This window comes from Micromonospora sp. WMMD558, assembly GCF_049315255.1.
Classification (GTDB): Bacteria; Actinomycetota; Actinomycetes; order Mycobacteriales; family Micromonosporaceae; genus Micromonospora.
The window spans coordinates 3,798,966-3,818,493 of sequence record NZ_CP186061.1; the positions used below are offsets into that span (position 1 = coordinate 3,798,966).

General features: G+C 70.0%; 18 protein-coding genes. 4 read left to right on the forward strand and 14 right to left on the reverse strand.

The window, feature by feature from the left end; all coding sequences use genetic code 11:
* Positions 1–103 precede the first annotated feature (103 nt).
* The 7 genes from ACN26Y_RS18290 to ACN26Y_RS18320 form a co-directional block, all read right to left on the reverse strand.
* Positions 104–1,105: an NADPH:quinone reductase gene (locus tag ACN26Y_RS18290; RefSeq protein ID WP_422733117.1), complete on the reverse strand. Its 1,002-nt coding sequence runs from the start codon at positions 1,103–1,105 to the stop codon at positions 104–106.
* Between the two features lie 108 nt (positions 1,106–1,213).
* Complete coding sequence (locus ACN26Y_RS18295) at positions 1,214–1,936, reverse strand: maleylpyruvate isomerase family mycothiol-dependent enzyme (protein ID WP_422733118.1); 723 nt, start codon at positions 1,934–1,936, stop codon at positions 1,214–1,216.
* A gap of 28 nt (positions 1,937–1,964) precedes the next feature.
* Positions 1,965–2,807 (reverse strand): fumarylacetoacetate hydrolase family protein, encoded by an 843-nt coding sequence (locus tag ACN26Y_RS18300; RefSeq protein ID WP_422733119.1) that lies wholly within the window; start codon positions 2,805–2,807, stop codon positions 1,965–1,967.
* Between the two features lie 249 nt (positions 2,808–3,056).
* Positions 3,057–3,932: a fumarylacetoacetate hydrolase family protein gene (locus ACN26Y_RS18305; protein ID WP_230688622.1), complete on the reverse strand. Its 876-nt coding sequence runs from the start codon at positions 3,930–3,932 to the stop codon at positions 3,057–3,059.
* 30 nt (positions 3,933–3,962) lie between these two features.
* On the reverse strand, positions 3,963–5,312 hold the full coding sequence (locus ACN26Y_RS18310; protein WP_422733120.1) for an MFS transporter: 1,350 nt from the start codon (positions 5,310–5,312) through the stop codon (positions 3,963–3,965).
* A gap of 28 nt (positions 5,313–5,340) precedes the next feature.
* Positions 5,341–6,513: an FAD-dependent monooxygenase gene (locus tag ACN26Y_RS18315; RefSeq protein ID WP_155331457.1), complete on the reverse strand. Its 1,173-nt coding sequence runs from the start codon at positions 6,511–6,513 to the stop codon at positions 5,341–5,343.
* 1 nt (position 6,514) lies between these two features.
* Positions 6,515–7,561 (reverse strand): cupin domain-containing protein, encoded by a 1,047-nt coding sequence (locus ACN26Y_RS18320; RefSeq protein ID WP_196255614.1) that lies wholly within the window; start codon positions 7,559–7,561, stop codon positions 6,515–6,517.
* A gap of 169 nt (positions 7,562–7,730) precedes the next feature.
* Between ACN26Y_RS18320 and ACN26Y_RS18325 the strand changes: the two genes are divergently transcribed.
* Positions 7,731–8,210 (forward strand): MarR family winged helix-turn-helix transcriptional regulator, encoded by a 480-nt coding sequence (locus ACN26Y_RS18325; protein ID WP_155331458.1) that lies wholly within the window; start codon positions 7,731–7,733, stop codon positions 8,208–8,210.
* Positions 8,211–8,220: 10 nt separating this feature from the next.
* Here ACN26Y_RS18325 and ACN26Y_RS18330 read toward each other — a convergent pair whose 3' ends face one another.
* Entirely contained in the window at positions 8,221–9,339 is a 1,119-nt protein-coding gene (locus tag ACN26Y_RS18330) for a mandelate racemase/muconate lactonizing enzyme family protein (protein WP_155331459.1), read from the reverse strand.
* Positions 9,340–9,518: 179 nt separating this feature from the next.
* A complete protein-coding gene (locus ACN26Y_RS18335; protein WP_155331460.1) occupies positions 9,519–10,445 on the reverse strand; it encodes a LysR family transcriptional regulator in 927 nt (308 codons plus the stop codon).
* Between the two features lie 108 nt (positions 10,446–10,553).
* Here ACN26Y_RS18335 and ACN26Y_RS18340 point away from each other — a divergent pair, with 108 nt between their 5' ends.
* On the forward strand, positions 10,554–11,345 hold the full coding sequence (locus tag ACN26Y_RS18340; protein ID WP_155331461.1) for a nitroreductase family protein: 792 nt from the start codon (positions 10,554–10,556) through the stop codon (positions 11,343–11,345).
* A 347-nt stretch (positions 11,346–11,692) separates the two neighbouring features.
* Here the strand turns inward: ACN26Y_RS18340 and ACN26Y_RS18345 are convergent, their stop codons facing one another.
* Positions 11,693–12,589: an IS982 family transposase gene (locus ACN26Y_RS18345; protein WP_155331462.1), complete on the reverse strand. Its 897-nt coding sequence runs from the start codon at positions 12,587–12,589 to the stop codon at positions 11,693–11,695.
* Between the two features lie 378 nt (positions 12,590–12,967).
* Between ACN26Y_RS18345 and fxsT the strand changes: the two genes are divergently transcribed.
* Positions 12,968–15,160, forward strand: coding sequence for an FxSxx-COOH system tetratricopeptide repeat protein (gene fxsT, locus ACN26Y_RS18350; RefSeq protein WP_196255615.1), 2,193 nt, complete (start codon positions 12,968–12,970; stop codon positions 15,158–15,160).
* Here the strand turns inward: fxsT and ACN26Y_RS18355 are convergent.
* Both ACN26Y_RS18355 and ACN26Y_RS18360 read right to left on the reverse strand, forming a co-directional pair.
* Positions 15,047–15,886, reverse strand: a complete 840-nt coding sequence (locus ACN26Y_RS18355) for an LLM class flavin-dependent oxidoreductase (RefSeq protein ID WP_422733121.1) — start codon at positions 15,884–15,886, stop codon at positions 15,047–15,049. The two genes, fxsT and ACN26Y_RS18355, sit on opposite strands and share 114 nt — an antisense overlap.
* A 150-nt stretch (positions 15,887–16,036) precedes the next feature.
* A complete protein-coding gene (locus ACN26Y_RS18360) occupies positions 16,037–17,056 on the reverse strand; it encodes an aldo/keto reductase (RefSeq protein ID WP_155331464.1) in 1,020 nt (339 codons plus the stop codon).
* Between the two features lie 169 nt (positions 17,057–17,225).
* Here ACN26Y_RS18360 and ACN26Y_RS18365 point away from each other — a divergent pair, with 169 nt between their 5' ends.
* Positions 17,226–17,813, forward strand: a complete 588-nt coding sequence (locus ACN26Y_RS18365; protein WP_155331465.1) for a TetR/AcrR family transcriptional regulator — start codon at positions 17,226–17,228, stop codon at positions 17,811–17,813.
* A gap of 162 nt (positions 17,814–17,975) precedes the next feature.
* Here the strand turns inward: ACN26Y_RS18365 and ACN26Y_RS18370 are convergent, their stop codons facing one another.
* Positions 17,976–18,374 carry a DUF4260 domain-containing protein gene (locus ACN26Y_RS18370; protein WP_155331466.1) on the reverse strand — a complete coding sequence of 133 codons (399 nt, stop codon included), beginning with the start codon at positions 18,372–18,374 and terminating at the stop codon, positions 17,976–17,978.
* A 165-nt stretch (positions 18,375–18,539) separates the two neighbouring features.
* Positions 18,540–19,430: an NAD(P)H-binding protein gene (locus ACN26Y_RS18375; RefSeq protein ID WP_422733122.1), complete on the reverse strand. Its 891-nt coding sequence runs from the start codon at positions 19,428–19,430 to the stop codon at positions 18,540–18,542.
* Between the last annotated feature and the right edge of the window lie 98 nt (positions 19,431–19,528).

The window sequence follows — 19,528 nt, forward strand, 5'->3', positions numbered from 1 at the left end:
TACGGTCGGTGCTGGCCGCCGCCACAGGCGCCTCGCCTACCGACTCGGGCCCCGATATGGTGAGCCACCCCCGCTGTCGTCTACGTTTCCTGGTGTGCGCGCATCAGCCCGGATCGGGGTCACTGGCGACGAGGATCCGGCCTTTCACTCCGGCCTCCATCTGGCGGTGAGCCTCGGCGGCCGCCGTTAGCGGGTAGGTGCCGTTGATTCGCGAGATGAGCCGGTTGGTGGCCAGCAGGTCGTTGACAACGGCGGCCGCCTCCGCCAGGTCCGCGGCCGAGGCGTTGCTGATGACGAACCCCCTGATGCTGGCGTCACGCGTGTACAGTGCGCCCATCGGCAGCACCGGCCGGGCCGCCATCCCGGCCAGCGCGATAATCCGTCCACCCCGCTTGAGCAGCGGTACGGCAAGGTCCAGGTCGTGGCGTCCCGAGTTGTCCCACCACAGGTCGAATCCCTCCGGCGCGGCCTCCGCCAGCAGAGCCGGTAAGGCCTGGTCGCGGTAGTCAATCAGCACATCCGCGCCGCACCGGCGGCACCAGTCGAAGTCCTCTGGCACCGCCGTGGCGATGACGCGAGCACCCGCCGCCACCGCAAGCTGTACGGCCGCACTCCCGACCCCACCCGCCGCCCCGGCGACGAGGACCGTCTCACCGGGCCGCAGGGAGCCGGTCCGGAACAGGCCGAGGTAGGCGGTCGCCGCGGTGTGCAGTACGGAGACGGCGGTCGCCGGGTCGGCCTGCGCCGGCAGGCGGTAGAGACGTTCCCGAGGCACCACGGCGAACTCCGCGAATGACCCTTGACGCCCCTGGTGCCCCAGGCTGTTGCACCAGACCTTTGCTCCGATCGCGAGGTCGTCCACCCCCTCGCCGGTCCGTACCACGGTGCCGACCAGGTCGCGACCGATCACGAACGGGATCGGCGTCTGTGTCCTGTACCCGCCGGAGCGTACGAACGTGTCGACGTGGTTGACCGCCATCAGCGCCGTCCTCACCAGAACGTCGGTGGGGCCTGGAACCGGCACCGGAAGGTGGCCGATCCGGATGCCTTCCGGGCCCCCGAGTTCGGTGAGGTACGCCGCCAGCATCATGTCAGGCAGACCCACCGACGGTCTCCTTTCCCACCGGGCCGGCCGGGCCCTGGCGCACGGCGGCGTACCCCGCACTCCAGGAATCGACGAGCCGACGCTCCTTTCAGGAAGGTCGGGCCCGTTCTAGAGCCACCGCGGCAGTTCGGGGGCGGGCTGACCGCCTGAGCCGGTGACGCCGTCGGCCGCTCGGCCGGACAGGTACGCCGCGAGGCCGGCGACGGTGCCGGTCAGGAGTATGGGTTCCCCGGTGCCGGTGCCGGTGCCGGTGCCGGTGCCGGTGCCGGTGCCGGTGCCGGTGACGGCCCACGTGCACTTCTGGTCCCTGGCCGCAAGCATGAGCGCGGGACCGCCGCCGCCGGAACGCTTGGCGGCGATGTCGTCTATCAGGGCGGCGAGGAAATCGGACGGTAGATCGTCGAAGCCCACTCCGGCGCCGAGGTCGGCCGCGTGGACCATGACCTCGCGGGCGCGCATCCAGGGGATCTCTTCGGCAGGGACCATGCGGCCCTGGGCGGTCCGGACCCGGTGGGTCCACTGCTTTTCGTTCAGCTCGGCGAGCCGTGCGTCGAGGGCCGCGGCGGCCTGCGCGGCCCAGACACGCAACTCGGCCGTCGGCCGCCTGGTGCCGGCCTCGATGTCGGCGTCACGCTGCTCTGGAGAGGAGTACATCGGCGTTTCCTCGCCGGTGCGCGCCCAGCGTGTCAGGTTGACCAGCGCGTCGGCGTTGGCGGCGACGTGGGCCAGCAGATGCTTGCCGGTCCAGCCATCGAGCGCGGTCGGCTGGTCAAGCTCATCATCGGGCAGGGCGGCCAGGGCATCGAAGAAGATTTTGGTGCCCTGGGCCATCCATCGCAGGCTGTCGACGTGGGTGCGATCAGCGACCATTAGAGATGAACTCCGTGACAGCTTGTGCTTCGGAACGCCCCAGACCGGTGATCTCGGTGGTCAGAACGCTGCCGTCGGTAAGGTACCGGGCCGGCTTTCGGGCATGGCCCACCCCGCCAGGCGTACCGGAGGCGATGACGTCGCCCGGCTTGAGGGTGACGATCGTGGAGATGTACCGCACCAGGGCGACGGGGTCGAACACGAGGTTCGAGGTGTCGGACTGCTGCACCACCTCACCATCGACAAATCCGGTGAGGGTGAGCGAAGGTCGGGTGCCGCCGGGCAGTTCGTCGGGGGTAACCAAATAGGGGCCGAAGGGGGTGCTGTTCTCCCAGGTCTTGCCCTGCAGCCACAGCTGGGAGCGGTACTGCCAGTCGCGCATGGTGACGTCGTTGAGGACGGCGAACCCGGCGATGGCCCCGCCTGCCTCGGCCTCGGTGGCGCGGCGCACGGTCTTGCCGATGACGACGGCGAGTTCGGCCTCCCAGTCGACCTGCTCGGACTCCGGCGCGAGCTGGATCTCGTCGTACGCCCCGATGAGCGCCTCCGGGTACTTGGCGAACAACGTGGGGTACTGCGGCAGCTCCCGCCCCATCTCCAGGATGTGGTTGCGGTAGTTCAGCCCAACGCAGATGATCTTTCCGGGGCGGGGCACGACCGGCGCGTAGCCGAACGCCTTGACCGTGTCCCCGGCACGGGCGGCGCGTTCGGCCCAGTCCGGCTCGGCCAGCAGTTCACCGACGTCGGCAAGGCCGAGGTCGATCAGCGTCTCCCCGTCCACGCGCACGGCCTGAGTCGCGCCGTCGCGGGTGCGGATAGTGGCGAGCTTCATTCCTGTCCTTCCGTCTGGAAGCTGTCCGGCTGCAGCGCCTCGAACATCGGGCTGTCGCTGAACCGGAAGAGATCGAGGGCAGCCGATTCGGAGTCGGACGCCGAGGCCTCGGACCTGACCGAGAGGGGTCGCCAGCACGAGCGCCTCGATCGACATCGCCTACCACGATGCACTTGCCTTACCCCTGCGAGCACACGTGCGGCCCATGCCGGCCGCACGTGTGCTCGAGCGCCATGGCCCGCCAGGCGGTCAGCCCTCGACCGGGGTGAGGGGACAGGGAACGGCGCCGTCCGCGGTGACGGTGACGGTCAGCCGGCCGATGCGGTCGATCTCGAGCGTGACGGTGTCGCCATCGGCGAGCGGGCTGACGCCCGCGGGAGTGCCTGTGGAGATAACGTCTCCAGGTAGGAGCGTGGTGACGGTCGAGGCGAACGCGACGAACCGGGCGACGTCCCAGATGAGCTCGGCGGTGTTGCTCTTCTGCCGCACTGTGCCGTTCGTCCACAGCGTGAAGCCGACGTCCGTCGGATCGCCGAGTTCGTCCGGTGTCACGATCCACGGGCCGACGGGGGTGAAGGTGTCAAACGACTTGCGCATTGACCGGTCCTCGCCGCCGCGCATCGTGACGTCAATCAGGCCGGTGTAGCCGAACACGTGGCCGAGCGCCTCGTCCGGGCGGACGTGGCGTGCCGGCGCTCCGATCACCACGGCGAACTCGGCCTCGTGGTCGATGCGCCGGTCGGTGTACGGCAGCCGCACCTGCCCGCCGGGGCCCAGCATTGAGGTAGGTGCTTTGAGGAAGAAGCCCATGGCGTTGATGTCGCCCTTGAGGCGCATCTCGGCCTTGTGGTCCCGGTAGTTCACCGGTGCGGCGACGATCTTGCCGGGATCGGGGAGCGGCGCCTGCAAGGTCACGTCGGCCAGCGGACGCGGGCTGCGTGCCGGGAACTCGTGCCGGATCCGGGCGAGCAGTGCGGGCGCGGCCGCGAGCCGGCGCATCCGGCTGGTTCCCGGAGCAGCGGCGATCGGGCCGTCGACCGGGCGGTCGATCAGGTCGGAGACGTCGACGACGCCCGTCTCGGTGACGACACCGACGCGGTCGTCGTCGAAGGTGGCGAGCCGCATGGCGGACCTCCTGGGTCGGGGATGGCGATCTCAGTGGGTCGAGGTGAGTGCGCGGTGCCTGGTTTCCGGCGCGAACGCCAGTGCCGCGGTCGAGATCAGGGACAGCGCGCCCGCGTAGAGGCCGAGCCGGATCGGGGAACCGCCATTGGCGAGGAGGGCGGTTCCGATCAGCGGGGCGAAGCCGCCGCCCAGCACGCCGGCGAGGACGAACGCGCCGGACGCCCCGCTGTAACGCACCCGGGTGGGGAAGAACTCCGCGAGCCACGCGCCGACGAGGGCGAAGATGAGCGTGAACGGGATCATGGTGACGCAGAAGCCGACGCCCACGAGGAGCGCGTTGCCGGTCTCGAGCAGCGCGAACGCGGGCACGACGCAGATCGCGACGCCGGCGGCGCCGATGAGCATGGGGATGCGCCGCCCGAAACGTTCGGCGATCAGAGCCGCCGGGGGGACGAGCACCATGTGCGTGAAGGCCGTCGCACAGGCCACGAGGATCATCTGAGCCTGCGGGATTCCCTGCGCGGAGGATCCGTAGGAGACGCTGAACGCGGTGATCAGGTACCAGGTCGCCAGCCCGCCGACGGGGGCGGCCACGCCGATCGCGAACCGGCCGGGGAACTCGCGGAGCACGGTGACGACGGGGAAGCGGACGAGCTGCCGGTTCTGCGCCGCCTGCTCGAAGACCGGTGACTCGGCGACCTTGAACCGGACCCACAGGCCGACGGCGACCATCACGACGCTGATCAGGAACGGGATGCGCCAGCCCCACGCGACGAACTGCGCACGGTCCATGACGCCGGTGACGGCGGCAACGACGAGGCTCGCGAGCACGAAGCCGAGTGGCGGCCCGATCTGCGGGACGGACCCGAAGATCGCGCGCCTGCCGGGCGGGGCGTGCTCGGTGGCGAGGAGCACCGCGCCGCCCCACTCCCCGCCCAGCGCGAGGCCCTGCAGGATCCGTAGGACGACGAGGAGCACCGGGGCCAGCACGCCCACGCCGGCGTAGGTCGGCAGTAGCCCGATGGCGACGGTGGCGCCGCCCATCATCAGCAGACAGATCAGCAGCGAGCGACGGCGTCCCACGCGGTCGCCGATCGTGCTGAACAGGATCGACCCGATCGGCCGTGCGACGAACGCGACGGCGAACGTCGCGAAGGCGGCCATGGTGGAGGCCGTGCTGCTCGCCGAGGGGAAGAACAACGGGCCGAGAACGATCGAAGCGAGGATGCTGTAGACGGCGAAGTCGTAGTACTCGATGGTCGTGCCGATCAGGCTGGCGGCGGCGACCCGACGGCTCGCGGCCGGGTCGGCCGGGACGTCGGCGGCAGCCGGGGGAGCGGGGGACACGGCGGGGGGCACTGCGGGAACGGCGCTGGACATGATCTCTCCTTCGAGACGTCAGCGGGGGTCAGGCGGTCTGGTAGAGCCAGTCGATGTCGCTGTAGTCGTCGTGCGGGCGGGCGGAGAGCAGCCGGTTGCGGACGGTGGCGCCCATCCCGGCGAGGTGGATCAGCTCGCCGAACAGGCGGGCGGTGTGCTGAACCCGAGAGGCGCGGTCCACGCGCTCGTGGAGGTAGCGGGCGAGTGCGGCGTCGACGTCCGCCTCGGCCTCTAGGGCCGTACCGAGGGCGACGGCGTCCTCGATGGCCTGGCAGGCGCCCTGGGCGACGTACTGCAGCATCGGATGGGCCGCGTCGCCGAGGAGCGCGATCCGTCCGTGTACCCAGTTCCGTACGGGCTCGCGGTCGAGCATCTGCCAGCGTCGGCTGCGGTCGATGAGCGCGGCCGCGGTCCGCACGGGGGCGCAGGCCTCGGCGAACCGTTCGTCGAGCTCGGCAGGGTCGCCCCAACGGTCGTGATCGGGGGTGTAGCGGTCACTTTCGAATGCGGCCACCTGGTTGTACAGCTCCCCGCGGCGGATCGGATACTGCACCAGGTGCATCCGGGGTCCAGCCCACAGCAGCACGTCCTCGCCGCCGGCGATCCCGGCGACGTCGTCGAACGGGAGGGTGCCGCGGTAGGCGACGTAGCGGGCGCCGACCGGCTCGCCGTCCGCGACAATGCCCGCACGCACGACGGAGCGCAGCCCGTCCGCGCCGACGAGGAGGTCGGCCCGGAACTCCTCGCCCGGCGCCGTGCGGACCACCACTCCCCGGTCGTCCTGGTCGACGCCGGTGACCTCGGTTCCGCTGCACAGCTCGATGTCGTCGTGCTGCTTGGCCTCGTCGAGCAGCATCGCGAGGAGGTCGCTGCGGTGCATCACCACGTACGGCGCGTCGTAGCGTCTGCGGAAGTCGCCGCCGAGGTCGAGGGCGGTGACGAGGTCGCCGGTCAGCGCGTCCAGCATCACGAGCCGGCGCGGGTAGAAGGCGTAGTCGTCGATCTCGCGGTCGAGGCCAAGGCAGCGCAGGGCGCGGACCGCGTTCGGTGCGAGCTGCAGCCCGGCCCCCACCTCGCCGAACTCCCCGGCGCGTTCGAGCACGCGGACCCGGGCGGCGGCACCGCTGCGCCGCACGGCGAGCGCGGTGGCGAGGCCGCCGATCCCGCCGCCGGCGATCACGACCTCTCCGAGGCGCACCATGTCACACCTCCGTTCCCGGGATCTCCTCGCGGAGCATCCCGAGGGCCCGCAGGGCCGGGCGGTTGCTGTAGGCGAACAGGACGACGTCCTCGGTCGCCGAGCCGTTGACGAACCGGTGCGGCGCCCAACCGGGCACGGCGATCACGTCGTGGGGGGCGAAATCGAACCGCTCGTCGCCGATCTCGACGTGCCCCTGCCCGCGAACCACCTGCAGGATCGTGCTCGCAGTGGTGCGCCGGGGCCTGCCGCCGAAGCGCGGGCGCAGCCTGCTGACCTTGCAGTCGATCGTGGGGAGGACGGAACCGCCGGTCCAGGGGTTGGTGTACTCCAGGACGACGCCCTCGGACTCGCTGCCCTCGGCGTCGTCGGCGATCGCGGCGAACGCGCGCTCGGTCTCGCGCCAGGGATAGTTGCCGACGGGGGAGGCGGGCCCGGCGGCCTGCTCCCAGGCCGGGTTCAGCCTGCCGTGGATGAACCGGCGGCTGGACAGGTCGTCCGGCACCGTCGACTTCTGCGAGCGGTCGCCGAACAGCTCGAAGAAGCCCGCCTCGAACGCATTGGTGATCGGGAAGTCGAGGCCGTCGAGCCAGATCATCGGCCGGTCGCCCGCGTGATAATGGTCGTGCCAGTGCCAACCCGGCGTCATCAGCAGGTCGCCCGGGTGCATGTGCACTCGCTCGCCGTTCACCGTGGTGTACGCGGCGTCACCCTCGATGATGAAACGGAAGGCGTTGGCGGTGTGTCGGTGCGCCTGCGCCGTCTCGCCCGGCATGATGATCTGGAGGCCGGCGAACAGGCTGTTCACGGTGGCCGGCGGGTCCTGCAGCCCCGGGTTGATCAGCATCAGCACCCGGCGCTCGGCGTCCTCAAGGGACAGCGCGTCGGCGAAGTGCATCATGTGTGGCCGCAGCGCCGCGTACTCCCAGCGGTGCGGGCGGGCGGCGCTGCGTGGCTCGGGGAGGAACAGCTCCCCGAAGTACCGCCAGAGTGGGGCGACGGCGAGGGCGTCCAGCTCCTCGTACGCCTTCTCCGATGTGTTCATGGTCATGATCAGCCCCTTTCGTCGCCAATGCTCAGTACACTGACCACATAGATGCTCAGTACACTGAGCATCTTGGGGCAAGAGGCTAGGAGAGCGGGGCGGCGTGCGCAATAGGCCGGGCGTGGCGAGTTCCCGGACGGCGTGGCCGGAGCAGTCCCGTCACTACACTGTGGGCATGTCCCCGGCCGATCGCCTGACTGATGCCCAGGAGGAGTCGAGCGAGCCCTTCGAGCTGCGTGCGGCCCCCGGTCACCTCGTCCGCCGGCTGCAACAGGTGCACCGGGAGATCTGGGCGCGCGAGGTGCCCGGCGACGTCACGTCCGCGCAGTTCGCGGTGCTGAACATCCTCGACCAGAAGCCCGGGATCGACCAGCGGATGCTGGGGGAACTGGCCGGCATGGACCGCTCGACTACCGCGGAGATCGTCCGCCGCCTTGTCGCGCGGGACCTCCTGGTCCGGTTCCGCGACGCCGGGGACGCCCGGCGCAACCTGCTCCGGGTGACCGACGCCGGCCGCGCACTGCTGCAGCGGGCGCTCCCCGCGGCCGAGCGCGTCAGCGAGCAGCTCCTGCTCGGGCTGAGCGAACGGGAGCGCGTGGAGTTCGTCCGGCTACTGAACCTGGTCGTCGACCACCACCAGGTCGCCTACGACTGACCCGTCTGGGTCAGCGGACGGCCACGGCGGTGCGGACAGTAAACCGGTTGAGCGCCGCCTCGTCCCACACCATGCCGTGGCCCGGCCGCTGCGGCGGCGCCACCCGCCCGTCCACCGGGGTGAGGACCTCGCCCAGGAGATCGTCGAGCAGCGGGAAGTGCTCGAGCCACGTGCCGCTGCGCGCCGCCGCCGTCAGGTGGACGTGCAGCTCGGGCAGGAAGTGCGGCGTGAGGGCGAGCCCGTGCGCCTCGGCGAGCGCGTCGATGCGCCGGAATTCCGACACGCCGCCGGTGAGCGGAGCGTCGGGCATGAGGATCGCGGCGCCGCCGGAGACGAAAGGCGTGAAGCCGCCCAGCCCGAGCAGGTGCTCGCCGACGGCGAGGGGTGGCGCCGCCGCGGCGGCGAGCGTGTGGTGCGCCCGGACGTGGGCGGACGGGAGCGGCTCCTCGAACCAGGCGACGCCCAGCTCGGTGAGCGCGGGTCCCATCCACAGTGAGGTCGCCAGATCGAGCCGCTCGTTGGCGTCCACCATGATAGCTATTTCGTCACCCACGGCCGCCCGCACGGCAGCGACCCGGGCGACGTCGACGGCAGGGGGATGGACCCCGACCCGCAGCTTGACCGCCCGGTATCCCTCCGCGACGTAGGACAGGGCCCCCTCGACCAGCTCGGCCGTCGACATCCCGTGCGTGGCCCGGCCACTGCCGTACACCGGCACATCTTCGCGGTGGGCGCCGAGCAGCCGGAAGAGCGGGACCCCGGCGCGCACGGCGCGCAGGTCCCACACGGCGATGTCCACGGCGGAGGTCGCGAGGAGGGCGACTCCCGCGCCGAGGCGGCTCGTCCGGTCGCGCAGCGCGTACCAGGTGCGGTCCCAGTCCTGCAGCGGCAACCCGAGCACGGCGGGCAGGTGCACCGCCTCCAGCAACGCCGCGACGGCCTCGGCTCCCGGGCCGAGCGAGTAGGTGAACCCGACGCCTGCGGCGCCGTCATCGGCCGTCACCTCGACCCGGACGAGCTGCAGTTGCGTCGCTCCGGATCCGCCGCGGGCCGCCCCGAGGGGCATGTCGACCAGCTTCACCTCGACGCGGTCCACCACACCGTCATGGCCCGCCTGCCGTGCCGTCATTCGGTTCGCCTCCGATTCGCCGAGAATGGTCAGTGTACTGAGTACCTACCCTGCGCCCGCTCGTCGGGTGGGTCCCGGACTGCGGCGTCAGGCGGCCCGTGATCGCGTTCGCGCGCGGCCGGTCGGACCCTCCGCGGTCGGTTGTCCTCGGCGCCGGTGTCCTGAGCCCGACCGGTTCCTCACGGCCTGGCTGATGTCGCACCGTCGACCTGGTTCTTCGCCAAGGCCCGGACGATGCGGACAAACGGCTCGACGATCGGTGATTCCTCCTCTCGCCGCCAGGCGAGTCCGGTTCCGACCGCGGTGTTCGAGGACGGCGGCAGTGACCGGTAGACGACCCCCGGGCGTCGCAGAGCTCGCATGGAGTCCGGCACGAGGGCGATACCCATGCCGGCAGCCACCAAGCCGATGATGGCGTGGACCTGCTGTGCCTCCTGGACGACGCGCGGGCTGAACCCCGCACCGTGGCAGAGCGCGACGATCCGGTCGAAGACCAGCGCCTCGCGGGAGCGGGGGACCACCACGAAACCCTCACCACGGAGCTCGGTGACCTCCAGTGGAGCGCCCTTCGGCCGATTGTCAAGCGGATGTCCCGCAGGAAGCACGACGCAGATCGGCTCGGAGAGCACCTGTTCGAGCTCGAGGCCCTCCGCTGCCGAAGGCAGGCGAACGAACCCGACGTCGAGTTGGCGCGCGGCCAGCATCTCGAGCTGCTCGGCTGTGGTGTGCTCGTGCAGGCTCAGGTCCACGTCGGGATACTCGCCGCGGAACGCGCGCACCACCCCCGGTAGGACGCTGTACGCGGCCGGGCCGACGAACCCCACGGCGAGGCGCCCTGTGCTGCCCGCCGCGGCCCTGCGCACCGCGGCGGTCGCCTCGTCGCGGTGCTCGAGCATTGCCCGGGCCTCAACCAGGAAGACCCGGCCCGCCGCGGTCAGCTCGACGTGCCGCTTGGTGCGCTGCAGCAGCCGGACCCCGAGCTCCTCTTCGAGGCGAGCGATCTGCTGGCTGAGGGCGGGCTGCACGATGTGCAGCCGTTCCGCGGCCCGGCGGAAGTGCAGCTCCTCCGCTACCGCCACGAAGTACTGCAGATGTCGGAACTCCACCACTCCACCTCTGATCACGCCGCGCTATCAGACAGATGAGAACCGATATTGGACGCTCTCACTAGTTTCGTCCAGGCTGGGGCACCACATCACGACGAAGGAGACGCGATGACAACGACGGCAGAGACCGACGGGCAGCAGGTCGGCACGCCCCCGCCGGACGCCGCGACGTACGACCAACTCCTCGCGCTCGCCAGGCACCGCCGCTCGGTGCGGGCCATCGATCCGCACCGTGAGGTGCCTGACGAGACCATCGACAAGATCCTGGAGGTCGCCCGCTGGGCGCCCTCGGCGGGCAACGCCCAGCCGTGGGAATTCCTCGTGGTGCGCGACGCCGAAACGCGCAAGCGGATCGCCGAGCTCTACGCCCGGCAGATGGCCGACAAGCGCGAGATGCAGGAGGCCGTGTGGGGTCATCGCGACCACATTGGCTACACCGGTTTCCGGCACTCGCCGGTCTTCGTCCTCGTGCTGGGCGACCCACGAGTGATCGATGCCTATCCCGTGCGGACTGCGCTGGAGAAGGGCGAGTCCCATTTCGTGACGAGCCTGGCTCAGGCGACCGTCTTCGCCCATCTCGCGGTCGCCTCGCTCGGCCTCGGTTCGCAGTGGGTCAGCGACGTGAGCTCGCCCTACATGAGCACGATGATCAAGTCTTGGCTCGGCATCCCGCGGCACATGCGGATCTACGACATGTTCGGCGTCGGATACCCGGCCGTGATGCCGACCCCGACCTCGCGGCGCGGGCTCGACGAGATCGTCCACCACGAGCGTTACGACCAGGACAGGAGCCGCGATCAGGAGGCTGTGGAGCGGTTCCTCTGGGACGACACACTGCTCGGTGGGTTCCGGTCGAACAACGGACTGAAGGGCCGGGGCCCGACCGAGGATCCCGCCTGATGACCCGCGTTGTTGCGGGTGGTAGGTCAGCCGCAGTCCGAGTTGCCGGTAGACCTCGGTGCGGTCGGCTGGGTCGGCCTCGCCCAAGGCCGCGGTGATGTCGCCCGGTTGCTGGACGAGTTCCGTGATCTGCTCACGGCTCATCCTGGGAGCGGACCTCGGCTTGGGCTCGTTCAGCACTGCGAGGGCACGCTGACGATCCGCCTCAACCTCAGCGATCCATCCCGTAACGATGTTGGGATCCGCGCCGGCTTCAAGCGCTGCCCGGGAGCTTGGTATCGCAGTCGGCGAGTTGAGCGCGGGCCAGTACGGTCGCTCTCTCCTCTAGACGAGTGATTCCGAATGGATCAGTGGTCGTACGCGGTCAGGGAGCGTTTGACGTCGGCGTTTATGCGCCAGTTGTGCCAGATCGCGGCGGTCATGGCCAGGAGCCGTTGGGCGACGCGGGCGTACACCCCGGCCGGTGTACGACCGCCGTGTCCTTCCAGGTTGAGCTGGCCTTTCAGGGTCTGGTTGACCGACTCGATCCACTGCCGGACCCCGGCGAGGTTGCCGAAACGGCGCCGTTCGTCCTTGCGGTCCGGCCTGGCCAGTAGCACCTCGACCTGCTCGGCGCAGTAGCGTTCGATCGCCCTGCCAGCCAGGCCCTTGTCGGCCAGCACGACCATGCCCGGTGCCAGAGCGCCCAGTTCGCGTGCGTAGTCGAGCAGGTCCTCGGCGATCTCGCGTTCGCCGATCTTCGGGTCGGCCAGGCACCACGCCAGCGGGAGCCCTTCGGCGGTGGTCAACAGGTACAGCTTCAGGCCCCAGTACCAGCGCGAGTGCGACGCGCAGTAGCCGTAGCCGGCGATCTCGGCCAGCGCGGAGCGCTGCACGGTGGACCGAGAGGTGCCGCACGGCACCGGGGTGGCGTCCAGCAGCCGCAGCTGGTCGCCGATGGTGGGGCACAGCCCGGCCAGGTACATCGTGGTTCGGCAGATCAGCGGCGCGGCGGCCTTGACCCGCTTGTGGTAGCCGGGCTGTTTGGGCAGGTAGGGAAACAGATGCCCGAGACGGCCGTAGCAGATCCGCAGCCAGTGGTGCTCGGAGCGGGCGCCCAGCAGCACCTGAGCCACGGCCAGGCAGACCAGTTCGGCCTCGGAAAGTCGCTTCGGCCGGCCCGGGCCTTTGCGGCCGGGCGGGATGACGTGGTCGTCGATAAGCACGTACAGTGCGGTCAAGAGGGTGTCGAGGTCTGTCTTCACAAACGACCATCGATGCCCTCTCTACTTGCGCTGGTCAACCTGCCACGCCGCTCAACCCAGAGTTGGGAATCACTCGTCTAGGTGCGACTCGTCTTGGCTGTCTGCAATCGCGGCGATGGTGTCGTGGATTCGGTGCGGAGCGAAGGCGGAGGCGGACTGAGCCATTGTCCATGCTCGACATGAGTGATTGTCTCTCCGTACGGCGGAGTCACACGGATCCCTGCCTATGGTTGCCTGGAGCATGTGAGCGCCGAGGTGACGGTGGGCGTTGTAAGCGCGATCGTGGCCGTAGCCGGGCTTGGGGTCTCGTACCTCCAGCTGCGCCAGACCTCAACCAAGGGTGCGTCGCGTTGGCCCGCGCGGTGGCGGGCGCCAGTCGTGATCGGCGACGTGCCGCGAGAGCCACTGGCTTACACCCGCCGGGCAGCGCTGCTCGACGAGTTGGCACGCGCCGTCGACAACGGCCCCGTCACCGCGCTGACCGGTGGGCGCGGCGTCGGCAAAACCCACCTTGCCGCGACGTACACCCGCGAACACCTAGCCCGGCGACTGCGGCTGGTGCTCTGGATCGTCGCCGAGGACGCCGCCGCGATCACGACGGCACTGGCGGCCCTGGCCCGCGAGGTCAGGCTCGTCGAGACGGTTATCGATGCCGACGCCGCGGCGAAGGCCGCGCTGCGCTGGATCGAAGAGCGACCCACGCCGTCGCTCATCGTCCTCGACAACGCCCTCGACCCCGACGCCGTCCTGCCCTGGCTGCCCCGCCGTGGCCGAGCGCGAGTCGTCATCACCACGACCAACCAGGACTTCGCTCAACTCGGCACCGAGGTCCGCGTCGAGGTGTTCACCCCGGCACAGGCGGCGGCCTTTCTCTGCACCCGCAGTGGCCTGGACGACCTTGAACAGGCCGCGCTTGTCGCGCACGAACTCGGCGATCTACCCCTCGCACTGTCCCAGGCGGGTGCGGTGATTCGCCGCCGGCGCCAGTCATTTGGCGACTACCTCGCCGGACTCCGTACCGGGCCGCTCGCCTCGATGCTGGCCCGAGTACCAGGCGACGCCTACCCGAACAGCGTCGAGCAAGCCACACTCCGCTCGATCGCCGACGCGGAAGCGGCCGACCCGACCGGCGTCGCCCAACGCATCGTCGATCTCATGGCCCTGCTGTCACCCGCCGGCATCCGGCGCGACCTGCTGTACTACCTGCCCATCGAGCGATCTGGAGTCGACGACGCCCTCGGGACGCTCGCCGGCGCGTCCGTCATCGGGTTCGATGTCACCGGAACAGTCGTAGTGATGCACCGGCTTACGCGGCGCTTCGCACTGACACGTATGCGAACCCAGGGTCGAGTACGGGCAGCGGCGCAGGAAGCGACCAAGGTGCTTGGCGCCGCCGCTGCGGCCACACCGCCGTCCGGTACCGACGTCGTCGACCACGTGGCCGATGTCTGGGCCGCCGTGCGCCGCGACCTGAACGGCGACCCCGAGGCAGAGGCACTCGTATCCGAACTCTTGCGGCTACGCCGGTGGAGCGTCGAACGGCTCGGCATCCTCGGGGAATCCTCCCGCTCACTGACCACCGCGTTCGTCGTGCTGGAGGAGCATCAGAACACAGACGGCATCGACGACGAGGCTGTCTTCCTCGCCCGCCGCGCAGTGATCGACGCGGGCATTGGCACGCACCGCGAACTCGACGTGCTGGCGTTCGCCGAGGAAGTTCTCGCGGACCGGATGCGCGTGCACGGCCCCGACCAGGCGGCCACCGTGGCGACCCGCAACCTTCTCGGATACTGCTGCGAATGCGCCGGCCTCCTAGAGCGCGCCCTGGAAATCCACCGCTACAACCTGCAGGAGAGCCTGCGCATCTGCGGCCCCGATGCCCGCTCGACCATGGCCGCGCGCATCAACATCGCCAGCACGCTGCGCTCAATGGGCCGGAACGACGACGCGGTGCCGATCTTCGAAGAAAATCTTCGCGAGAATATCCGCGTGTACGGGCCCGAGCATGAGTCGACCATTAACGCCCGTGGCGAACTCGCCCGAGCATATGTCCGGGCGGGCCGTGCGGCGGAGGCGGTCACGCTCCACGAGATCAACGCTAGCGTGCACTGCGCCGAGGCCGCTGGAACGCAGGTCATGTGGTGGCCGCAGTACCGAGCGGCCGCCTACTCGGCCGCAGGCCGCCATGGCGATGCGATTGCGTTGTTGCGCGGCCTCGTTGAACAGGCCGAGGCAGCTCTTCCGCGGGACAACCCCAGCCTGATCCGGTTGCGACTCTTCCTCGCCCGTGCGTTGCTGGCCGCAGGCCAGGGCCGCCGGGCACTGCGACTGTTCGAGCGGGTGGTGCAGGACCGGGAGCGGATACTGGGCGCCGACCACACCGCATCGCTGAACGCGCGCCGCAACCTGGGACTGGCCCTCGCGGTACGAGGCCAGCGTCGTCGGGCGAGAAGCGTGCTAACGGACGTGCTGGCCGACTACGTTCGGGTGCTGGGTCAAGCGCACCCATACACGGCGAGCGCCCGGTCGAGCCTGGAGCGGCTGCCATCGCTGCACGAGTTCCCGCCCTGAATGATCGGATGCCCCGCCGGGACGCTGCTCCATGGTCTCCTGCTTGGACCGGTGCGCGGCCAACGACACGCAGGGCCGGCTGCGGCATGTGACGACGGCGAACACGGCGCGGGACCTGGATGCGATCCGGGCTGCGCTCGGGGAGGAGAAGGCGAGCTTTCTTGGAACGTCGTACGGGTCGGCGCTCGGGCCGCGTACGCGTCGATGTTTCCGGACCGCACCGACCGGATCGTGATCGACGATCTCGACGGGCAGGCCCGGCCGCAGCACTGCGGCGAGGGTGTCGAAGAAATCGAACGGCTCGTTGTCGGTCCAGAGTCGCCGGATGACCGTGAGCGCCTCGGCGAGGTTGCCCACGGCGTCGGCGAAGGGCAGGCCGTGTGCGGCGTACTCCCGCCGGGCCAGGGGGTGACCAGGCCGCGACCCGACGCCGATGCCGAAGTCGAGGCGCCCGCCGGGGACGATGTCGACGACCGTGGCGATCTTGGGGAGCATCGCGGGAGGCCGAAAGCGGTTGCTGGTCACCATCACGCCCAGGCGCAGCCGCTCGGTCTGCGTGGCGAGGGCGCAGAGCAGGGTCGAGCCTTCGTACGCCGGTCCGCCCGGGTCGCCACTGATGGGTATGAGGTGGTCGAACAGCCAGGCGTGCTCGATCTCGGCGATGGCGTCCGCTTCCTGCCGAACCCGCAGGATGTCGTGGTAGTCGACGTACATCGGGGCGGTCATGAGCCCGAGGCTGGGCGAGGGCTTGCTTGGCATGGGTCCGTTCGTGCTTTCGGCGCTAGCCTGGGAAGGCCTGGCTGTGCGGCGGGTCAGGCGGCAGGCGGACGCGCAGGCGCACGTCCGTCTGCAGCCTGGTCACCGAGTGCCGAGTGATCAGCGGCGGCGCAGCGCCGGGTCGAGCAGAGCGGGTGGGGTGTCGTTCTTCTCGTGGGCGGCGAGGTCGACGCCGGGAGCCGCGATCGCGTCGATCGCGTCCAGCACGTCGGCCGAAAGCACCGTGTCCGCGGCGGCGAGCTGCGAGCGGAGGTGGTCCATCGTGCGGGGGCCGATGATCGCGCTGGTCACGCCCGGGTGCGCGGTGACGAAGCCGAGCGCGAGCTGGATCATGCTGAGGCCAGCCTCGTCGGCAACTGTGGCGAGCTGCTCGACGGCGTCGAGCTTGGCGCGGTTGGCGGGGATGCTGATGTCGTAGCGCTGCTGCATGAAGCCCGAGCGGTTCGTGCTGATTTCCTGGCCGGCACGGATCGCCCCGGACAGCCAGCCCGACGCCAGCGGGCTCCAGGCGAGCACGCCCATGCCGTACTCCTGCGTCGCGGGCAGCACGTGGGTTTCGATGCCGCGCTGCAGGATCGAGTAGTTCGGCTGCTCGGTCACGTAACGGCTGAGGCGTCCCTCGCGGGCGGCCCACTGCGCCTGCACAATGCGGTAGGCCGGGAAGGTCGAGGAGCCGAAGTAACGGATCTTTCCCGCGCGCTGCAGGTCCGTCAGCGCCGACAGCGTCTCCTCGTCGCTGGTCGTCGGATCCCACCGGTGCATCTGGTAGAGGTCGACGTGGTCGACGCCGAGGCGGCGCAGGCTGTTTTCCAACGCGGTGACCAGCCAGCGGCGCGAGCCGCCCCGCTGGTTGCGCTCGTCGCCCATCGGCAGGGTCGCCTTGGTGGCCAGGACGACGTCGTCCCGGCGGCCGGCGATGGCCTTGCCGACCATCTCCTCGGACTGGCCGCCGCTGTAGGCGTCGGCGGTGTCGATGAGGTTGATCCCCGCCTCGAGCGCTGCGTCGACGATGGCCGTGGCGTCGTCCTGGGTGGTGTTGCCGATCCTGCCGAAGTTCATCGCGCCGAGTGCGAGGGTGCTGACCTGCACACCGGTGCGACCCAAGGTGCGGTACTGCATGACTGTTTCTCCTTCAGGCGTCCGGCGGTCCACGATTTGGTGGCAGCCCGTCCGGTCAGTTGGTGGCAGCCCGTCCGGTCAGTATGCTGAGCAAGCGGAGCGCTGTTCCGATAAACAACATACGGAACGGCGTTCCGGATGCCAAGGGGAGTGACGGAGGTAACGCGACGTGGCCAACATCGACAGGGGCTCGGAGCAACCGGTCCCGCGCAAGCGGGCCGACGCCCGGCGCAACGAGAAGGCCCTGCTCGACGCTGCCGCCGCGGCGTTCGTCACCTCCGGCGTCGACGTCCCCGTGCGGAACATCGCCGTACGGGCGGGCGTCGGCGTGGGCACGATCTACCGCCACTTCCCCACCCGATCCGACCTCATCGTCGCCGTCTACCGGCACCAGATCGAGGCGTGCGCCGAGGCAGGACCGGCCCTACTGGCCGACAGCGACACACCGCACGCCGCCCTGGCGCAGTGGATCGACCTGTTCGTCGACTTCCTGGTCACCAAGCACGGTCTCGCCGCAGCGCTACAGTCCGACGCCGCCGCCTTCCAGACCCTGCACGCCTACTTCCTCGACCGGCTCGTCCCGGTGTGCGACCAGCTCCTCGACGCTGCCGTCGCCGCCGACGAGATCCGCCCCGACATGGACGCCTACGGACTGCTGCGGGGCGTCGGCAATCTCTGCATCGGCGCGGGCAGCGATCCCGGTTACGACGCACGCCGCCTGGTCGATCTCCTCGTCGCCGGGCTTCGCGTCCGCTAGGTGACGCTGCCGGTAGACGACCGGATCGAACGCGGGCGGCCGGCCGCCTTCGGATCCCTTGGCCTAAACGGTGGCCGGACAGCACGTAATTGCGCTTGCTGGCCCGTAGCTTCCGGATGCCGTCGGGTCGTCTCCCGGAGCGCCTCCACCAAGCCGGCTGGTTCAGCGGTCGAGGGGCCGGGCCTTCCCGATCCGACCGAGGTGTGTGTGTTCGAACCCCTCGGTCGTCTTGAGGCCGTAACCGAGGGCGCGGTCGACCGCGATGTGGAATGCCCAGGCGACGGCCAGGACTCCGAGCCAGTCGATCGGGTCGCGGAGTGCGGCCGTGATCACGGCCACCGCACCGAGCAACGCCGGCAGGGTGTAGGAATGCGCCAGGTTGTAGCAGGTGGCTCCAAGGCGTGGCCCGTGCAGGTAGCCGAGCATTGACAGGTCGAAGACGAGGAAGAGGGCAAGCAGCCACCACCACGGGTACCCGGCGGTGACGGTCACGACGACGGCGAGGGCAGCAACGACAGCGGCCTCGATGCGCTGCGCTGCAACCGGGTTCACATCTGGCATCTCACACCTCGGTATCTGTCAGGGTTCCGCTGGCGCCGATCCCGCGTGCGTCGACCGGACGGTGCCGCTCTCGCCGGTGCGCACTTCGGTACCTTTCCATGTGCGGTCAGGCGGCACGCAGGGCTCGGTCGAGAAAGGCCCTCGTGAGGTCGGCCGTCCCGGATGTCAGCGACCCCCGCGCCGCAACGCCGGCTCGGTGTCGGCGAGAAAGCTCCGCAGCGCACGCGCCGGCCGTCCGGTGACGTGCTCGACGATGTCGGTTACCTCCGCGAACCTGCCGGCGCGTACCCGCTCGAACGTCAGCGCGGAGAGGTCTCGTTCGAAGCCCTCAAGACCGGCAACAGCCTCGTCGACGGTCACGTCCCGGTGGGTCACGGGATGCCCTGCCGCGGCGGAGAGCAGCTCCGCGGTGCGCGGCAACGACAGTGCCTCCGGACCGGAGATCCGGTACGTCCGGCCGGCATGCCCGTCCTCGAGCAGCGCCCGCGCGGCGACGGCCGCGATGTCCCGGGCGTCGATCCAGGCCACCATGGCGTCGCCGCTGGGAAACGGCAGCTCACCGGCACCGACGATCTGGTCGCGGTAGAAGCGCGGATCGGTGAGGACCTGCATGAACCAACCCGGCCGCAGGACCGTCCAGGCGCGCCCACTGTCGCGTACCGCACGCTCGACACGCGGTGCCCAGCCGGCGGGGTCCGGATGGTCAGGGCCTGGGTGGCCGCCGTCCTGGTCGGACAGCAGTACCACCCGGGTCCGGGGCGACGTTCCGGCCAGCAACGCACCGACGAGCTGCGGCGCGTCCGCGCGGTCCGGCCGGACCACGTACACGGCGTCGACGTCCTCGGTCGCCGCCGCCCACCCGGACGGCTCGTCCCACGAGAAGGCGGTAGGGTGAACGCCGTCGATGCCGATGGTGGACGGATCGCTGCTGCCGCGCAGCACGTCGACGTCTCGTCGTGCCACGAGCAGCTCCGCCAGTGGTAGACCAGTCTTGCCGCGGACGCCGGTCACCAGCACCCGGGGCACGCCGGCCTCAGCCGATTGCGAACTCCGCACCGTGAACCACTCCTTTGGTTGGTAACTCGTGTGTGTCAACCCCTGGTCGCGCTGTCAGTGCACACGGGCGTCGTCGAAGGCGATCAGCCTTCCCGCGA

What these genes read in the sequence shown, in the direction of transcription:
- ACN26Y_RS18355 (WP_422733121.1), bottom strand. Translation starts at nt 15,886, where the DNA reads ATGACCGCCCCGATGTACGTCGACTACCACGACATCCTGCGGGTTCGG.
- ACN26Y_RS18310 (WP_422733120.1), bottom strand. Translation starts at nt 5,312, where the DNA reads ATGTCCAGCGCCGTTCCCGCAGTGCCCCCCGCCGTGTCCCCCGCTCCC.
- ACN26Y_RS18295 (WP_422733118.1), bottom strand. Translation starts at nt 1,936, where the DNA reads ATGGCCCAGGGCACCAAAATCTTCTTCGATGCCCTGGCCGCCCTGCCC.
- ACN26Y_RS18305 (WP_230688622.1), bottom strand. Translation starts at nt 3,932, where the DNA reads ATGCGGCTCGCCACCTTCGACGACGACCGCGTCGGTGTCGTCACCGAG.
- ACN26Y_RS18340 (WP_155331461.1), top strand. Translation starts at nt 10,554, where the DNA reads ATGACAACGACGGCAGAGACCGACGGGCAGCAGGTCGGCACGCCCCCG.
- ACN26Y_RS18330 (WP_155331459.1), bottom strand. Translation starts at nt 9,339, where the DNA reads ATGACGGCACGGCAGGCGGGCCATGACGGTGTGGTGGACCGCGTCGAG.
- ACN26Y_RS18370 (WP_155331466.1), bottom strand. Translation starts at nt 18,374, where the DNA reads ATGCCAGATGTGAACCCGGTTGCAGCGCAGCGCATCGAGGCCGCTGTC.
- ACN26Y_RS18300 (WP_422733119.1), bottom strand. Translation starts at nt 2,807, where the DNA reads ATGAAGCTCGCCACTATCCGCACCCGCGACGGCGCGACTCAGGCCGTG.
- ACN26Y_RS18315 (WP_155331457.1), bottom strand. Translation starts at nt 6,513, where the DNA reads ATGGTGCGCCTCGGAGAGGTCGTGATCGCCGGCGGCGGGATCGGCGGC.
- ACN26Y_RS18320 (WP_196255614.1), bottom strand. Translation starts at nt 7,561, where the DNA reads ATGACCATGAACACATCGGAGAAGGCGTACGAGGAGCTGGACGCCCTC.
- ACN26Y_RS18360 (WP_155331464.1), bottom strand. Translation starts at nt 17,056, where the DNA reads ATGCAGTACCGCACCTTGGGTCGCACCGGTGTGCAGGTCAGCACCCTC.
- ACN26Y_RS18325 (WP_155331458.1), top strand. Translation starts at nt 7,731, where the DNA reads ATGTCCCCGGCCGATCGCCTGACTGATGCCCAGGAGGAGTCGAGCGAG.